Annotated in this window: 11 protein-coding genes, 1 tRNA gene and 2 pseudogenes; 5 read left to right on the top strand and 9 right to left on the bottom strand. The window is 67.8% G+C overall.

Annotation, left to right across the window (positions count from 1 at the left end):
* Together SKC41_RS13250 and SKC41_RS13245 are read left to right on the top strand one after the other, a co-directional pair.
* Window positions 1-2580 carry a sensor histidine kinase KdpD gene (locus SKC41_RS13250; protein WP_330977996.1) on the top strand — a complete coding sequence of 860 codons (2580 nt, stop codon included), beginning with the start codon at window positions 1-3 and terminating at the stop codon, window positions 2578-2580.
* Entirely contained in the window at window positions 2577-3257 is a 681-nt protein-coding gene (locus SKC41_RS13245; protein ID WP_090605850.1) for a response regulator, read from the top strand. The genes SKC41_RS13250 and SKC41_RS13245 overlap by 4 nt, the downstream gene beginning before the upstream one ends.
* 94 nt (window positions 3258-3351) lie before the next feature.
* Here SKC41_RS13245 and SKC41_RS13240 read toward each other — a convergent pair whose 3' ends face one another.
* The 8 genes and pseudogenes from SKC41_RS13240 to mfd form a co-directional block, all read right to left on the bottom strand.
* Window positions 3352-4293, bottom strand: a complete 942-nt coding sequence (locus tag SKC41_RS13240; RefSeq protein ID WP_330977995.1) for a Ppx/GppA phosphatase family protein — start codon at window positions 4291-4293, stop codon at window positions 3352-3354.
* On the bottom strand, window positions 4284-4775 hold the full coding sequence (locus tag SKC41_RS13235; protein WP_330977994.1) for a DUF501 domain-containing protein: 492 nt from the start codon (window positions 4773-4775) through the stop codon (window positions 4284-4286). Before SKC41_RS13235 ends, SKC41_RS13240 begins: the two co-directional genes overlap by 10 nt.
* Window positions 4768-5466, bottom strand: a complete 699-nt coding sequence (locus tag SKC41_RS13230) for an FtsB family cell division protein (protein WP_330977993.1) — start codon at window positions 5464-5466, stop codon at window positions 4768-4770. Before SKC41_RS13230 ends, SKC41_RS13235 begins: the two co-directional genes overlap by 8 nt.
* 35 nt (window positions 5467-5501) lie before the next feature.
* Window positions 5502-6791 carry a phosphopyruvate hydratase gene (gene eno, locus SKC41_RS13225; protein WP_330977992.1) on the bottom strand — a complete coding sequence of 430 codons (1290 nt, stop codon included), beginning with the start codon at window positions 6789-6791 and terminating at the stop codon, window positions 5502-5504.
* Window positions 6792-6879: 88 nt separating this feature from the next.
* Entirely contained in the window at window positions 6880-7611 is a 732-nt protein-coding gene (locus SKC41_RS13220; protein WP_330977991.1) for a lytic transglycosylase domain-containing protein, read from the bottom strand.
* A gap of 441 nt (window positions 7612-8052) precedes the next feature.
* Window positions 8053-9044, bottom strand: a pseudogene (locus SKC41_RS13215) (nucleoside triphosphate pyrophosphohydrolase); the annotation flags it as partial.
* Window positions 9041-9115, bottom strand: a pseudogene (locus SKC41_RS13210) (16S rRNA (guanine(966)-N(2))-methyltransferase RsmD); the annotation flags it as partial. The pseudogenes SKC41_RS13210 and SKC41_RS13215, both read right to left, overlap by 4 nt.
* Window positions 9116-9117: 2 nt before the next feature.
* On the bottom strand, window positions 9118-12792 hold the full coding sequence (gene mfd / locus SKC41_RS13205) for a transcription-repair coupling factor (RefSeq protein WP_330977990.1): 3675 nt from the start codon (window positions 12790-12792) through the stop codon (window positions 9118-9120).
* A gap of 119 nt (window positions 12793-12911) precedes the next feature.
* Between mfd and lysA the strand changes: the two genes are divergently transcribed.
* Window positions 12912-14261 carry a diaminopimelate decarboxylase gene (lysA, locus tag SKC41_RS13200; RefSeq protein WP_330977989.1) on the top strand — a complete coding sequence of 450 codons (1350 nt, stop codon included), beginning with the start codon at window positions 12912-12914 and terminating at the stop codon, window positions 14259-14261.
* A 55-nt stretch (window positions 14262-14316) separates the two neighbouring features.
* On the opposite strand, the gene SKC41_RS13195 is transcribed toward lysA, so the two are convergent.
* Window positions 14317-14910 (bottom strand): TetR/AcrR family transcriptional regulator, encoded by a 594-nt coding sequence (locus SKC41_RS13195; protein WP_036472997.1) that lies wholly within the window; start codon window positions 14908-14910, stop codon window positions 14317-14319.
* 171 nt (window positions 14911-15081) lie between these two features.
* Here SKC41_RS13195 and SKC41_RS13190 point away from each other — a divergent pair.
* Together SKC41_RS13190 and glmU are read left to right on the top strand one after the other, a co-directional pair.
* A tRNA-Gln gene (locus SKC41_RS13190) sits at window positions 15082-15153 on the top strand.
* Between the two features lie 130 nt (window positions 15154-15283).
* Complete coding sequence (gene glmU / locus SKC41_RS13185; RefSeq protein WP_330977988.1) at window positions 15284-16771, top strand: bifunctional UDP-N-acetylglucosamine diphosphorylase/glucosamine-1-phosphate N-acetyltransferase GlmU; 1488 nt, start codon at window positions 15284-15286, stop codon at window positions 16769-16771.
* Window positions 16772-16845 lie beyond the last annotated feature (74 nt).

The following is a 16845-nucleotide window of genomic DNA, read 5'->3' as shown; positions in this document are numbered from 1 at the left end:
ATGATGGTTGACGTGAGCGACGTCTCCCTCAAAGACCACCATCCCAAGCGGGGCGAGCTGCGCATTTACCTCGGTGCCGCACCGGGTGTCGGCAAGACGTACGCGATGCTCGGCGAGGCACACCGACGGCTGGAACGCGGCACCGATCTGGTTGCCGCCGTGGTGGAGACCCATGGCCGCCGCAAGACGGCGGAGATGATCGAAGGCATCGAAACCATCCCGCCGCGGTACATCGAATACCGGGACAGCACCTTCCCCGAACTCGACGTGCCCACCGTGCTGGCACGTCATCCGCAGGTCGTGCTGGTCGACGAACTCGCCCACACCAATACACCGGGCAGCAAGAACCAGAAACGTTGGCAGGACGTCGAGGAACTTCTCGACGCCGGGATCAGCGTGATCTCCACGGTCAATATTCAGCACCTGGAAAGCCTCAACGACGTCGTCGCCCAGATCACCGGTATCGAACAGAAGGAGACGATCCCGGATTCGATCGTCCGCGAGGCCGCGCAGGTCGAGCTCATCGATATCACGCCGGAGGCGCTGCGGCGCAGGCTTTCCCATGGCAATGTCTATGCCCCTGAACGTATCGACGCCGCGCTGTCGAACTACTTTCGCCGCGGAAATCTCACGGCCCTAAGGGAATTAGCGCTGTTGTGGCTGGCCGACCAGGTGGATACCGCCCTGGCAAAGTACCGCGCGGAGAACAAGATCACCGATATGTGGGAGGCACGCGAGCGCGTCGTGGTGGCGGTCACCGGTGGTCCGGAATCGGAAACGTTGGTTCGGCGAGCTTCTCGCATCGCGTCGAAATCCAGCGCCGAGTTGATGGTTGTGCATGTTATCCGGGGCGACGGGCTGGCCGGCCTGTCCGAGACCCGGATGCACAAGATCCGCGAACTGGCCAACAGTCTGGACGCGTCGGTGCACACCGTGATCGGTGACGACGTCCCCACGGCGCTATTGGATTTCGCCCGCGAGATGAACGCCACTCAGTTGGTGATCGGCACCTCGCGACGGTCCCGATGGGCCCGCATCTTCGAGGAGGGTATCGGCACGACCGTCGTCCAGCAGTCGGGCAAGATCGACGTGCACATCGTCACCCACGACGAATCCAAGCGGGGTTTTCATTTCACGTCGTTTGCCCCTCGTGAGCGACGCATCGTATCCTGGCTGGCCGCAATCATCGTGCCGTCGCTCATTTGCGCCGTCACGGTGACGATGCTGGACCCCTATCTGGACACCGGCGGGGAAAGCGCGCTGTTCTTCGTCGGAGTCTTGCTGGTCGGCTTGCTGGGAGGTGTTGCCCCGGCGGCTCTTTCGGCGGTGCTGTCCGGACTGCTGCTGAATTACTTTCTGATTGCTCCGCGGCACAGTTTCACGATCGCCGAACCCAACAGTGCCATCACCGAATTGGTGCTGTTGCTGATCGCTGTCGCGGTCGCGGTGCTCGTCGACTTCGCCGCCAAACGCACCCGCGAAGCCCGACTGGCGGCTCAAGAGGCCGAGCTGCTGACGCTGTTCGCGGGTTCGGTGCTGCGCGGCGCGGACCTCGAGACGCTGCTGGAACGGGTGCGCGAAACCTACACCCAGCGCGCGGTGAGCATGCTGCGCGAGCCCAGCGAGGAAGCCCGCGCCGCCGGCAAGAAGAGCTACATCGTCGCCTGCGTGGGCAAAGATCCTTGTGTGACGGTCGATTCCGCGGATACCGCGATCGAGGTCGGTGACGACGAATTCTGGATGTTGATGGCGGGACGCAAGCTGTCCGCCCGCGACCGCAGGGTGCTGACGGCGGTGGCCAAGCAGGCCGCCGGCCTGATCCGTCAGGGCGAGCTGGCCGAGGAGGCCAGCCGAACCGAGGCGGTCGTGCGTGCCGACGAGCTGCGGCGCTCGTTGCTCTCCGCGGTCAGCCATGACTTGCGCACACCGCTGGCGGCGGCCAAGGTCGCGGTGTCCAGTCTGCGCGCCGAAGACGTCGCGTTCTCCGCCGAGGACACCGCCGAATTGCTGGCCACCATCGAGGAATCCATCGATCAGCTGACCGCGTTGGTCGGAAACCTGCTTGATTCTTCGCGTCTGGCAGCGGGCGTGGTCTGCCCGGACCTGCGCACGGTCTATCTTGAGGAATCCGTACAGCGTGCGCTGGTCAGTATCGGCAAGGGCGCCACCGGCTTCTACCGATCCGCGATCGACCGCGTCAAGGTCGACGTGGGCGATGCGGTGGCGATGGCCGATCCCGGGCTGCTGGAACGGGTGCTTGCCAACCTGATCGATAACGCGCTGCGTTACGCACCCAACTGCGTGGTTCGGGTCAACGCCGGGCGGGTCGGCGATCGGGTGCTGATCAATGTGATCGACGAAGGCCCCGGAATCCCGCATGGGGCCGAAGATCAGATCTTCGAGGCATTCCAGCGGCTGGGCGATCACGACAACACCACCGGTGTGGGACTGGGTATGTCGGTGGCCCGCGGCTTCGTGGAAGCCATGGGAGGCAGCATCGCGGCCGGCGACACTCCTGGGGGTGGACTCACCGTCGTCGTAGAATTGGCCGCACCGCCGCAACCGATTGGTGTCCGATGACCAGAGTCTTGGTGATCGACGACGAGCCGCACATCTTGCGCGCGCTGCGCATCAACTTGTCGGTGCGCGGCTACGAGGTCGTCACCGCGGCGACCGGTGCCGGCGCCCTGCGCGCCGCGGCCGAACACAAACCCGACGTGGTGATCCTCGATCTCGGCCTGCCTGATATCTCGGGCATCGAGGTGCTCGCCGGTCTGCGCGGGTGGCTGACGGTACCGGTGATCGTGTTGTCCGCGCGCACCGATTCTTCCGACAAGGTCGAGGCGCTGGACGCCGGGGCTGACGACTACGTCACGAAACCCTTTGGGATGGACGAGTTTCTGGCTCGGCTGCGGGCAGCGGTGCGCCGCAATGCCGCGGCGTCCGAGTTGGACGAGCCGGTGGTGGAAACCGACGCGTTCACCGTCGACCTGGCCGCCAAGAAGGTCACCAAGAGCGGCGCCGAGGTGCACCTCACCCCGACCGAATGGGGCATGCTCGAGGTGCTGGTACGCAATCGCGGGAAGCTGGTCGGCCGCGAGGAATTGCTCAAAGAGGTGTGGGGGCCAGCGTACGCTACCGAAACCCATTACCTGCGTGTGTATCTCGCTCAGTTGCGGCGCAAACTCGAAGACGACCCGTCGCATCCCAAGCACCTGCTGACCGAATCCGGCATGGGCTACCGCTTCGAGGCCTGAGTGCGCGCCCAGGGCATCAAGTGCGCGCCCAGGGCGGCGGCACGCCGGGCGGAGCCACCGTGGGCGCACACTGAAAGACGTTAGTCGGCAGCTACTACGCGATCGACAGCACGATGCCGTCGAGGATGTCGTGTTCGCTGACGGTCAACTCGTCGATGCCGGCCCGGGCGCGCAACTCACGGGCCAGCTCCTGCACCACGATCGCGCCGCCACCGATCACATCGGCGCGGCCCTCGTGCATCGGCGGCAGCGCGACGCGCTGCGCTCGTGTCATGCCGATCAGCCTCTCGCACACCGACATCAAGTCATCGCCGGAGACCCGCGAAAGATGAATGGCCGCAGCATCATACGTCGTCATGTTGTGTGCCAGCGCCGACAGCGTGGTCATCGTACCGGCCAGCCCGACCCAGGTCCGGGCTCCCTCGACGGGTACGGACCGCAGCGCGGGCCCCAGCCGCTCGCGCACGAACGCGCGCGCCGCATCCACTTCCTCAGCCGTCGGCGGGTCCGAGTGCAGGCAGCGTTCGGTCAGCCGGACACAGCCGATATCGGCCGAGTAGCTCGCGATCACCCGGTCTGCGCCCAGCACGATCTCTGTCGAGCCACCGCCGAGATCAACGACGACGAAAGGCCCACGGGCGCTGTCTAATTCACCGACCGCGCCGCGGAACGACAACTCGGCCTCTTCGGCTCCGGTGATCACCTCGGCGACCGTGCCGGGCAGCACCCGACCCAGCACGTCGGCGGTCATCGCGAAGAAGTCGTCGCGGTTGCTGACATCGCGAGCGGCCGAGGTGGCAACCATCCGAACCCGCTCGACGCCATGGGCTTTCATCAGCTCCGCATAGTCGACGAGCGCGACCCTGGCCCGCTCGATCGCCTCCGGGGCGAACTGGCCCGTGGCGTCGACGCCCTGACCCAAGCGCACGATCCGGGTCTCGCGGTGCACGTCACGCAGCTGCCCGTCGGAGACGTCGGCGATCAGCAACCGAATCGAGTTGGTGCCGCAGTCGACACCGGCGGCTCTCAGCGCCACAACGCACCGTCCAGGATCGTGGCCATGGCCGGCTCGGCGGCCAGCAACGCGACCGCCTCGTCGCCGAGCGGATTGACTCCGGGTCCCTTGGCCAGCGAATGCGCGATCAGCACGTGCAGGCATTTGACCCGGTCCGGCATACCGCCGCCGGAGAAGGTCGTCCCGAGTGGTTCGATCGCGTCGCGCTCGGCCAGATACGACTCGTGCGCCCGCCGATACGTGGCGGCCAATTCTGGGTTCGTGCCCAGCCGCTCGGTCATATCCCGCATCAGTCCAGTGGTCTCCAGCCTGCTCGCGGCGGCGGTGAGCGCGGGATGCGTCAGGTAATACAACGTCGGAAACGGTGTTCCGTCAGGAAGTTTCGGCGCGGTCTTCACCACACCGGGCTCGCCGCTGGGGCATCGGTAGGCGATCTCCAGCACGCCGCGCGGCTCGCGACCGAGTTGGCGTGCCACCGCTTCCAGGTCGGCACGATCAACCACCGGGAGTCGTGGGCTTCGGTGATTGCGGCGCCGGCGCGGGCTGGCCGGGTTCGGATGGCGCCGGCGCCGGCGCGTTGGCCGGTGGCAGGTGCGGCGCGTCGGCGATGGTGTGCCACAACGAGGAGTACCACGGCGCATTGCTCGACGTCTTCGCCGTCTCGGCGCCCGGCTGAGGGGACGCCGCCGCGCCGGGCGGCAGCTGGACCTGGAACGGTGTGTCCCCCGGCATCACAAACCCCAGGCGCTCGCGGGCCTGCGCCGCGATATAGGCCGGATCGCCGAGCTTGACCTTCTTTTGTTCGAGGTCGGCGATCTGACGGCGCAGCGCCGCTTCACTGGCGTTCAGCTGAGCCATCTCGGTGCGCTGCGCGAAATAGGTGCGCACCGGTCCCGCGATTGTCAACGTCAGCACGCAGACCACGGCGGCCAGCACCGCCGCGCGCCGGGCGGTGAAACCGAGCCGCTGCTCGGATCGTTGCTCGACGGACTCGGCGATCTGACGCTTGATGGGTTCGACGATGTGCTCGGCCGTCGCCCGGGCAGCGGCGGCGTTCTGCGCGAGTTTCGACGTTCGCGACGACGGCTTGGACGACGGTTTGGCGGCCCGACCCCGCCGGACCGAATCGCCGGCTTTCCCCGGGCGCGATGCCGGGGAGCGGCGCTTCGGGTCTGGCCGTTTCGCGTCGGGCATCGGACGCCTAGCCGTGTTTGCCGTTGACGGTCAAGCTATTTCACATCCAGTACGTAGCGCGGGAAGGCCAGGTCGCCGGCGTAGCGGGCGGCGTCGCCGAGGGCTTCCTCGATGCGCAGCAGCTGGTTGTATTTGGCGACCCGCTCGCTGCGGGCCGGCGCGCCGGTCTTGATCTGCCCGCTGCCGACGGCCACCGCCAGGTCGGCGATCGTGGTGTCCTCGGTTTCGCCGCTGCGGTGGCTCATCATCGTGCGATACCCGCTGTGGTGGGCCAGCGCGACGGCGTCCAGCGTCTCGGTCAGCGTGCCGATCTGGTTCACCTTGACCAGCAGCGCGTTGCCGGCGCCGCGTTCAATGCCTTCTTCGAGGCGCTCCGGGTTGGTGACGAACAGGTCGTCTCCGACGATCTGGACGCGGTCGCCGATGGCCGTCGTCAACGCCACCCATCCGTCCCAGTCGTCCTCGGAAAGCGGATCCTCGAGGGAAACCAGGGGGTAGCTGTCGAGCAGGCTCGCGTAAAACTCGGACATCTGCTCGGCGCTGCGGGTCTCTTTCTCGAAGCTGTAACCCGCACCGTCAGTGAAGAATTCGGTGGCCGCCACATCGAGCGCCAAGGCCACGTCGGATCCCGCCTTGAACCCGGTCGCTTCGATCGCCGACAGGATCAGGTCGAGCGCCGCCTTGGTGCCCGCGACGTCGGGCGCGAAACCGCCCTCGTCACCCAGCCCGGTGCTCAGGCCCTGCTTCTTCAGCACCGACTTCAGCGAGTGATACACCTCGGCGCCCCAGCGCAGCGCCTCCTTGAAACTCGGCGCACCGATCGGCGCGACCATGAACTCCTGGACATCGACCCCGGTATCGGCGTGGGCGCCACCGTTGAGGATGTTCATCATCGGCACCGGCAGGATGTGCGCGTTCGGGCCGCCGAGGTAGCGGAACAGCGGCAGCTCGGCCGAGTCGGCGGCGGCCTTGGCGACGGCCAGCGACACACCCAGGATCGAGTTGGCGCCGAGCCGGGACTTGTCCGGGGTGCCGTCCAGATCCACCAGCGCCTGGTCGACCAGCCGCTGGTCGTCGGCGGCCAGGCCGATCACGGCCGGGCCGATCTCGTCGAGCACGGCCTGCACGGCTTTGTCCACACCCTTGCCGCCGTAGCGCTCACCGCCGTCGCGCAACTCGACGGCCTCATGCTCGCCCGTCGACGCGCCGGAAGGCACCGCCGCGCGGGCAAAGGTTCCATCGATCAGGGCTACCTCGACCTCGACGGTCGGGTTACCTCGGGAATCGAGGATCTCGCGGGCCCCGACCTGCTCGATAATCGGCACTAGGATCTCCTTGCCTGAACGTGTCCATTAGCTGATGCCTGCCCCGGGCCGGCCTTCAGCCTAAAGCCTGGGTCGGTGATTCATCCTTCTACAGCGGGTGACCCGCCGCATAGGCGGTCGCCCAGTCCCGGACGGCACGCGCGTAGACGCCGGAGTTGTTGTAGGCGCGCAGCGCGGTGACCCATCCGCGGGCCGTCGCGAGATCCTTTCCGCGCCAACATAAGTACCCAGCTGCCGCGAGGGCGGCGTCGTCGATGTTGTCCGGGCTCAGCCGGCCGTCGTTGTGGGCGTCGACCCCGTACAACCGCCAGGTCTCCGGAATGAACTGCATCGGCCCCATCGCGCGGGCTATCGCGGGCTGGCTGTCCGTGGTGTCCTGCGCGGCATCGACAATGCGCAGGTTGCCGCCGCTGCCGTCCAGCTGGACACCCCGGATGGGTGGATTCACATCCCCGTTGGGCGACAGGGTGGCGCCGCGATAGGTGCCGTGGTGGCTCTCGACCTGCCCGATGCCGGCCAGCGTGGTCCACGCGATGTGACACTTCGGGTTTTCGACCTCGGCGACCCGGGCCGCGTACGCGTAGGCCTCCAACGCGATGAGCGGGATCTCCAGGGCCGCGGCGCGGGGCCGCGCCCAGTCCCGCAACTGGTCTGCGGGCCGACCGCTGGCATGAGTGTTCACCGCGGGCACCGGATCCCCGAATGGCGGCGGCACGCCGGCGGGAATGAAGAGGCTGAGTTGCCAGGTGCAGCTGGAGGCCATGAGCATCGCGGTCGCGCCTATCACGGCGGCCGCCCGCAACCAACGCCTCGGCGACACCACGTTCCCCTTAACTTCCCCTACACCAACGTCACCCACTGATTATCGTCCCATGACCCTTCGCCGTAACCGGTCGCATTGAGCCGGCAAACGCGGTTTCAGCCAATTTGTCGCTTAGCTGCCGCTTGCCGTGGCTAGCAAAGCGCGAACAATGCCGACCACTGGGATTCACCAACTCACAAGCCACATTACCCGTCGTGGCCACGGAAAACGGCAAACATCGCGGCGATCGCTGGTCGGCAAATCTGCGCGCGCGATTTCAACCGGCATCAGCCTCGGTCTCGGCTCCGCTTGGTGCCTTTGCCGGACTTCTTGGATCCCTTGTCGGTCTCGCCGTCTGTCTGGGCGTCCTGGCGCCCATCGGCTTCGTCGGACTCGTCTTCGGACTCGTCGTCCTCGTCGTCGTCCGAATTCGCGTCGACGTCTTCGTCCTCGAAGTCCTCGTCCGCCTCGTCGGCCTCGTCCGCCGCCTCGGGCTCGAGGTCATCGGTCAGCTCGGATGGCCAATGCTCGCGCCACTCCGCCTCGGTGACCTCGCCCAGCGGGGCCACGTCGAACTCTTCGGGCACGCTGTCCCCGCGGCGCGTGGCGGCGAGCGAGCGCTCGACCGCGCGGACCATGTCCACGAATTCCAAAACTGCTGTGCGCAGCCCACTTTCGGCGTCGGTATCCGTCGACACCGAGATGGAGGTGATCTCGGCGGGAATCAGATCGGCGGGCAGGCCGGCGGCATGCGCGCGCTGAATCACCTTCTGCGCCAGCGCTAACGCCGGCTGGCCGGTATGGACGTCGTCCATCACCGAATTGCGGGGTTTTTCAGCGGCTTTGCGCTCTTCCCATTGGGCCAGTTGTTCTTCGAGCGAAATCGATTGGCCTGCAAGAACTCCCGGCACGCGGTTACCCAGCTTTCGCATCAGCGTGGTGGCAACGTCGTCGATGTCGAACGGGAACTGCCGCGCCTCCTCAGCGATGCGGGCGTGGAAGAGCACCTGCAGCAACACATCGCCAAGCTCTTCGCACAGTGCCTCGGCGTTGCCGCTGCGGACCGCGTCCAGCAGCTCGTAAGTCTCCTCGAGCAGGAACCGGCGCAGCGAGTCGTGGGTTTGCTCGCTTTCCCACGGCCCGGCGGTGCGCAGTTTGTCCATCATCGCGACGGCGTCGACGAGACGTTCACCGCGCGGCGTGTCCGGCGCCGAGATCAGCCGGGCGCCGGCGGCCAGCCGCGCGGTCACGGCGGGGTGGTCGGGGTCCGACGACAGCAACACCGGCGCTGGATCATCGGGGCCCCCGGTGTCCACCGGACGCGCGGAGGACAGCGACCAGGGCACCGCGACGGGCATCTCCTCGGTGTACTGGATCTCACCGGTCAGGTGCTCGATCGCCTCGACGGGCACCAGCGATGGCCGACGGGGGTCGAACAACACGACGATCATGTGCGCCGTTCCTCCTCATCGCTTCGTCCCCCGCTAGCGGGCGGTGCCCCCACTGCATCGTCACCGGCGCGGATCATCGCGCCTGTCGCTCCTCCCCGGTTATCGGCGCAGGTGACGAACTCGTTATACCAATTTCTTGCTGCGGTTTCCCTTGCAGGGCGGTCACCAAGTTGGCCACCATCTGCACCAACTCGACATCGCGAAGCCGCGGCGCGCCCACGCCGCCGGCTCGCGGAATCGGAACCTGCACCGTGGACGTGGTGGCGCGGTAGTTGGCGGCCGGATACATCCGCTTGAGCCGCACCTGGGCAGAATCTAGCAGCGTGATCGGCGACAGCCGCACCGTCGCCCCAGATGGGGCCGATACCTCGGTGATGCCCGAAGCCCGGCACAGCAGCCGCAACCGCGCCACCGCCACCAGCCGCAGGGCCGGTTCGGGCAGCGCGCCATACCGGTCGGTCAGCTCCTCGACGACGGCGTCGACGGCCGCGTCGTCGGGCGCGGCGGCCAGGCGGCGGTAGCCCTCCAGCCGCAGCCGGTCACTGGCGATGTAGTCCGGCGGCAGGTGCGCGTCCACCGGCAGGTCGATGCGGACATCCTTGGGTTCCTCGGGTGTGGTCACCATGTCACCGTCGGCGGCGGCCTTGTAGGCCTCGACGGCCTCACCCACCAGCCGCACATACAGGTCGAAGCCGACCCCGGCGACGTGCCCGGACTGCTCAACGCCCAGCACGTTGCCGGCGCCGCGGATTTCCAGGTCCTTCAGCGCGACCATCATGCCCGCTCCCAGCTCGTTGTTCTGCGCGATGGTCGCCAGCCGGTCGTAGGCCGTCTCGGTCAGCGGCACCTCGGGCGGATAGAGGAAGTAGGCGTATCCCCGTTCCCGGCTACGGCCCACCCGGCCGCGCAGCTGGTGCAGCTGGGACAACCCGAAGGTGTCGGCGCGCTCGACGATCAGCGTGTTGGCGTTGGAGATGTCCAGGCCGGTCTCGATGATCGTGGTGCACACCAGGATGTCGTATTCGCGATTCCAGAACCCTTCTACGGTGCGCTCCAGCCGTTCTTCGGGCATCTGTCCGTGCGCGACGACGACCCGTGCCTCGGGCACCAGCTCACGGACCCGGGCCGCCGCCCGGTCGATCGAGCTGACCCGGTTGTGCACGTAGAAGGCCTGCCCGTCCCGCAGCAGTTCCCGGCGCAACGCGGCGCCGACCTGTTTGGCGTCGTCCGGGCCGACGTAGGTCAGCACCGGGTAGCGCTCCTCGGGCGGCGTCAGGATCGTCGACATCTCACGAATCCCGGCCAGGCTCATCTCCAGGGTGCGCGGGATCGGGGTGGCGCTCATGGTCAGCACGTCGACGTGGGTGCGCAGGCTCTTGATGTGTTCCTTGTGCTCGACGCCGAACCGCTGCTCCTCGTCGACCACGACCAGGCCCAGGTCCTTCCAGCGCACCCCGGTCTGCAGCAGCCGATGCGTGCCGATCACGATGTCCACCGACCCGTCGGCGAGGCCGTCGATCACGGCGCGGGACTCGGTGGGATCGGTGAAGCGGGACAGCCCCTTGACGGTCACCGGGAAGCCGGTCATCCGATCGCTGAACGTCTGCAGATGCTGGTCGGCGAGCAGCGTGGTGGGCACCAGCACCGCGACCTGCTTGCCGTCCTGGACGGCCTTGAATGCCGCGCGCACCGCGATCTCGGTCTTGCCGTAGCCGACGTCGCCGCAGATCACCCGGTCCATCGGGATCGGCTTTTCCATGTCGGACTTGACCTCGGTGATCGCCGTCAGCTGGTCGACGGTCTCGGTGAAACCGAACGCGTCCTCCATCTCGGCCTGCCACGGGGTGTCGGGCGCGAACGCGTGGCCGGGGCTGGCCTGCCGCTTGGCGTACAGCGACACCAGCTCCCCGGCGATCTCGCGCACCGCGCGGCGGGCCTTGGTCTTGGTGTTGGTCCAGTCGCTGCCGCCGAGCTTGCTCAGCGCCGGCGCTTGCCCGCCGACATAGCGCGACAGTTGATCCAGCGAATCCATCGGGACATAGAGCTTGTCGGTATTTTTGGTGCCAGTCCCCTTCCTGCTGGAGGCGTATTCCAGCACCAGGTACTCGCGCCGGGCGCCGCCGACGGTGCGCTCTACCATCTCCACGAAGCGCCCGATGCCGTGCTGATCGTGCACCACCAGATCGCCGGCGGTCAGCGCCAGCGGGTCGACGGTGTTGCGCCGCTTGGCCGCCAGCCGCTTGCCTTCCGGCGACGTCGCCCGGTTTCCGGTCAGGTCGGTCTCGGTAATGACCACGAGGTTGGCGCCGGGGACTATCAGGCCGTCGTGCAGCGGGCCCTTGAGCACCCCCACCACCCCGGCCTTGGGAGCCGCACCGCAGTCCAGCATCGCGGCTGGTGTGTCGGACTCGGCCAGCCGCTCCACCACGCGATGAGCGGTGCCGGTCCCGGGCGCGACGACCACGGCGTAGCCGCCCGTGGAGACGTGCGCTCGCAGCATCGCGAATATGCTCTCGATGTCGTGCTGGTGCCCGCGCGCCGACGGCGCCGCCCGGACGTCGAGCTCCACGGCTGACTCGTCGGACAGCTGACTCAGCGTCCACCACGGATGCCCGGCCCGGCCCGCCGCGGCCCGCACCTCGTCCAGTTCGGCAAAGCCCGAGCCGCTCAGCTGCTCGACGTCGACCGGCGCGTCCGCGCCCATCGCCGCGACAGACCACGACGCCTCGAGGAATTCGCGGCCGGTTTTGATCAGGTCGGCGGCGCGGCTGCGCACCTTCTCCGGATCGCACAGCAACACCGGGGTGCCCTCTGCCAGCTGATCGGTCAGCAGCGCGTGAGCCCCCTTTTCTGGGGGATGCAGCACCGAGGCCAGCGCCTCCATCCCGTCGACCGGGATGCCTTCGGACAGCTTGGCGAGCATGTCGGAGACAGTGCCGCTGATCGCGCCCTCGGCCGCGGGATGGCGGGCAAGCAGCTCGGCGGCCCGTGCCTTCACGTCGTCGGTCAGCAGCAATTCGCGGCAGGCGACCGCGACGAGTGTGTCGACCTCGATCTCCGGGATGGACCGCTGATCGGCGACCGCGAACATCCGCATCTCGCTGACCTCGTCGCCCCAGAACTCGACGCGCACCGGGTGTTCGGCCGTGGGCGCGAAGACGTCGAGAATGCCACCGCGAACGGCGAATTCACCGCGCCGGCCGACCATGTCGACCCGGGTATAGGCCAGTTCGACCAGGCGGGTGATCACGCTCTCGAATTCGACTTCCGCGCCGACGCGCAATGTGACCGGTTCCACAAGACCCAGCTGCGGCGTCATCGGCTGCAACAGCGAACGCGCGGCGGTCACCACGACCCGCAGGGGCGGACCCAGCGTGGTGTCGTCGGGATGCGCCAGCCGGCGCAGCACCAGCAAGCGGGCGCCGACCGTGTCGACGCCCGGCGAAAGGCGTTCGTGCGGCAGCGTTTCCCAGGATGGGAACAACGCCACCGCGTCGCCGAACACGCCGCGCAGTTCGGCGCTCAGATCGTCGGCTTCGCGCCCGGTGGCGGTGACCACAAGCAGCGGCCCGCGTCGCGCCAGGGCGCTGGCCACGAACAGGCGCGCGCTGGCCGGGCCGACCAGGTTCAGTTCGTCCGGCGCGGCGGCCGCATCCGCGGCCAGCTGCTGGAAAGTGGGCGCCGTCAGCGCTAATTCAACGAGCCCCGCGATCGGGGTTTCTGGGCGAGCGGGCCCCGGTGCGGTCATGATGCACCCATTCTAGGTGCGGCGAAAAATGCACAGAACAACGTCAATATTGCGCCCGCGGCCGTCAAGGCATCGTAAGGATTCCGCCATGCGGCGCCGGCCGGGCGCACCTTGAAGGCATGACATTGCTCGACATGCTGCCCTCCATCGGTCGGGCGGCGCCCCGACGGCTGGATCCCGCGATCTGGCCTGTCACTACGCATTCCGATGAGGAAGGCCGGCTCTGCATCGGCGGCGTCACGCTGTCGGATATCGCCGACGAGTTCCACACCCCCACCTACGTGATCGACGAAACCGACTTCCGCTACCGCGCCCGTCGCTACCGCAAGGCGTTGCGCGACCGCAATATCGCTGAGATCGTCTACGCCGGAAAGTCTCTGCTGACCACGGCGGTAGCACGCTGGGTCCGCGAAGAAGGCCTGGGCCTCGACGTGTGCTCGGCCGGTGAGCTGGCCGTCGCGCTGGCCGGCGGAGTGAATCCCGCCCGGATCATCATGCACGGCAACGCGAAATCGCCCGAGGAGTTGCAGGAGGCGGTACACGCCGGGGTCGGGCGCATCGTGCTGGATTCCTGCATCGAGATCGCGTACTTGGCCGGATGCGCCCGCAAGAGCCAGCCGGTGCTGATCCGGGTGACCCCGGATATCGACATCCATGGGCACCGCGCGGTCACCACCGGCATCAGCGATCAGAAGTTCGGCCTGACGCTGCACGGCGACCGCGCCGACGTCGCGGCCCAGCGTGTGCTGGCGCATCCGATCCTTGACCTGGTCGGGCTGCACTGCCATATCGGCTCGCAGGTCACCGACGCCACCCTGTACGGCGAGGCCATCCGCCGAATGATCGCCGCCATGGCCGACATCCGCGCCCGGCACGGAATCATCCTCACCGAGCTGAACATCGGGGGCGGCCATGCGATCCCCTACCTCCCGGGCGATCGCGAACTCGACATCGACGACCTGGCCGTCGTCCTCGAAGACGCGCTCGATGAGGCCTGCGCCGCCGAGCATTTCCCGCGGCCAACCCTCGTGGTGGAACCCGGTCGCGCGATCAGCGGCCGGGCCGGCGTGACGCTGTATCGCGTGTGCTCGGTCAAAACGCAACCGGGTGGGCGCACCTTCGTCGCGGTCGACGGCGGCATGAGCGACAACCCGCGGGTGTTGTTGTACGGCGCCCAATACACCGTCACGCTGGCGAACCGCCATTCGGGGGGACCCAAGCAGCGGGTCACGGTCGCCGGCCGGCACTGCGAGGCCGGCGACGAGATCGCCCGCGATGTGGAGCTGCCGGTGGACCTGCATCCCGGCGACCTGCTGGCCGTGGCGTGCACCGGCGCCTACCACCACAGCATGGCGTCGAACTACAACATGGTGTGCCGGCCGCCGCTGGTGGCCGTCAAGGACGGTCGGGTCCGGCAACTGGTTCGCCGCGAGACGGTCGCCGACCTGCTCGCACGCGACTGCGGCTGACTGGGCCCGCGGGGCCAGGGGGCGACTGGCCTCGCAGGCGCGCGCGGCGAAAGCCCTACTCGTCTTGCAGCCGGGGATCGGATTCCAGATGGGTCAGGCCGTTCCACATCAGGTTGACCAGGTGTGCGGCCACGACTTCCTTCTTGGGCTCACGGGTGTCGAGCCACCACTGCGCGGTCATCGACACCGAACCCACCAACGCCTGCGCGTACAGCGGCGCCAGATCCGGATCCAGGCCGCGGCGGGCGAAGTCGCCGGCCAGGATCGACGACACCTGGCCGACGGCGTCGTTGAGCAGGCTGGAGTAGGTGCCGGTGCTGATCGCGGCGGGCGAGTCGCGGATCAGGATGCGGAAGCCGTCGGTGCGTTCCTCGACGTAGGTGAGCAGCGCCAGGGCGACGCGCTCGACCCGCACCCGGGACCGGTTGTTGGTCAGCGACGAGGTGATCCCGTCCAGCAGCGCCGACATCTCCCGGTCGACAACGACGGCGTACAGGCCCTCCTTGCCGCCGAAGTGCTCGTAGACGACCGGCTTGGACACGTTGGCGCGCTGCGCGATCTCCTCGATCGAGGTGCCGTCGTATCCACGTTCGGCGAAAAGCGAGCGCGCTATGCCGATCAGCTGGTGTCGGCGCTCGCTGCCGGTCATCCGGGCGCGTGGCGCGCGCACTTCTTTGTCCGGGGCTGCCACGTCACTCAGGGTATCGGTTTGGCCTGGTGAAATTGCCCAGGTTCGACTGCGGGCCGCTGATGGCTTCCACACCGTCTAAAGTCTTGGTGGCGCGGTAGGCGGTCAGCCGCCGTCGGCCGCGATCCGCAGTCCGTCGTGGTGTAATCGGCAGCACCTCTGATTTTGGTTCAGATAGTTCAGGTTCGAGTCCTGGCGACGGAGCTTCGGTTGCTTGTCTTGCCAGGGGGCACGGGATGAGATTTTTGCCACCGGTGCAGGTGAATGACAGTCTTGACGACGTGGCGGCGCTGCGGCGTTCCGCCCGGCGTGGGACACAGCACGAGGAGAATCGATGTCGTTTCGCGGTGACATTGCGGTCGTCGTTTTAGCGGCCGGGCCAGGCACCCGGATGCGCTCGGATACCCCCAAGGTGCTGCACGCGATCGCCGGCCGCAGCATGTTGTCGCATTCAATCCACGCGATCGCCAAGGTGGCGCCGCAGCGGCTGGTCGTGGTGCTCGGCCACGAGCACCAGCGCATCGCGCCCATCGTCGCCGACCTCGCCGAGACCCTCGGCCGTCCGATCGACGTCGCCCTGCAGGACCGCCCCCGCGGCACCGGCCACGCCGCGCTCTGCGGCCTGTCCGCGCTGCCGCAGGACTACGCCGGCGTCGTCGTGATCACCTCGGGCGATACCCCGCTGCTGGACGCCGACACCCTGGCCGATCTGATCGCGACCCACAACGCGGCGTCGGCCGCCGCGACGGTGCTGACCACCACGCTGCGCGATCCGTTCGGCTATGGCCGCATTCTGCGCACCCAGGACGGCCCCGAAAAAGGCCAAGTGATGGCGATCGTCGAGGAAGCCGACGCGTCCGACTCGCAGCGCAAGATCGGCGAGGTCAACGCCGGTGTTTACGCCTTCGACGCCGTGGCGCTGCGCTCGGCTCTCGGCCGGCTGAGCTCCGACAACGCCCAGCAGGAGCTGTACCTGACCGACGTCATCGCGATCCTGCGCGGCGACGGCCGGCCCGTGCACGCCCGCCACGTCGACGACAGCGCGCTGGTGGCCGGGGTGAACAACCGCGTCCAGCTCGCCGCGCTGGGCGCCGAGCTCAACCGCCGCATCGTCGCCGCCCATCAGATGGCCGGCGTGACGGTGATCGATCCGGCCACCACCTGGATCGACGTCGACGTGACGATCGGCCGCGACACCGTCGTCCACCCCGCGACCCAGCTGCTGGGCCGCACCCGGATCGGGGGTGGCTGCGTCGTCGGCCCCGACACCACGCTGACCGACGTCACCGTCGGCGACGGCGCCTCGGTGGTCCGCACCCATGGCGACTCGGCGGCGATCGGCGGCGGCGCGACGGTCGGCCCGTATACCTACCTGCGGCCCGGCACGGTGCTGGGAGCCGACGGCAAGCTCGGCGCCTTCGTCGAGGTCAAGAACTCCAACATCGGGACCGGCACCAAGGTGCCGCACTTGACGTACGTCGGCGACGCCGACATCGGCGAGCACAGCAACATCGGGGCGTCCAGCGTGTTCGTCAACTACGACGGGGAGACCAAACGGCGCACCACCGTCGGCTCACACGTCCGCACCGGCTCGGACACCATGTTCGTCGCACCGGTGACCGTCGGCGACGGCGCCTACACCGGCGCGGGCACCGTGTTGCGTGACGATGTGCCGCCGGGGGCGCTGGCCGTTTCCGCCGGCCCGCAACGCAACATCGAGAACTGGGTGCAGCGGAAACGTCCAGGCAGTGCGGCCGCGGAGGCAGCGGACAAAGCCGCTCAGCAATCTAGGACGGCGTCTGGGCCGTCCGCACCCGAATAGACACCATGAATTTGGTGCCTGGCAACCCGGCCGTCCTTCCGTACCATTCGCTACGTACGATGGGCATTTCCAAT

The sequence above is a fragment of the Mycobacterium sp. 050128 genome, from assembly GCF_036409155.1.
Lineage (GTDB): Bacteria > Actinomycetota > Actinomycetes > Mycobacteriales > Mycobacteriaceae > Mycobacterium.
This window is presented reverse-complemented; position numbering and strand designations above follow the sequence as displayed.

What these genes read in the sequence shown, in the direction of transcription:
- SKC41_RS13250 (WP_330977996.1), top strand. Translation starts at nt 1, where the DNA reads ATGATGGTTGACGTGAGCGACGTCTCCCTCAAAGACCACCATCCCAAG.
- mfd (WP_330977990.1), bottom strand. Translation starts at nt 12,792, where the DNA reads ATGACCGCACCGGGGCCCGCTCGCCCAGAAACCCCGATCGCGGGGCTC.
- glmU (WP_330977988.1), top strand. Translation starts at nt 15,284, where the DNA reads ATGTCGTTTCGCGGTGACATTGCGGTCGTCGTTTTAGCGGCCGGGCCA.
- SKC41_RS13245 (WP_090605850.1), top strand. Translation starts at nt 2,577, where the DNA reads ATGACCAGAGTCTTGGTGATCGACGACGAGCCGCACATCTTGCGCGCG.
- SKC41_RS13230 (WP_330977993.1), bottom strand. Translation starts at nt 5,466, where the DNA reads ATGCCCGACGCGAAACGGCCAGACCCGAAGCGCCGCTCCCCGGCATCG.
- lysA (WP_330977989.1), top strand. Translation starts at nt 12,912, where the DNA reads ATGACATTGCTCGACATGCTGCCCTCCATCGGTCGGGCGGCGCCCCGA.
- SKC41_RS13195 (WP_036472997.1), bottom strand. Translation starts at nt 14,910, where the DNA reads ATGACCGGCAGCGAGCGCCGACACCAGCTGATCGGCATAGCGCGCTCG.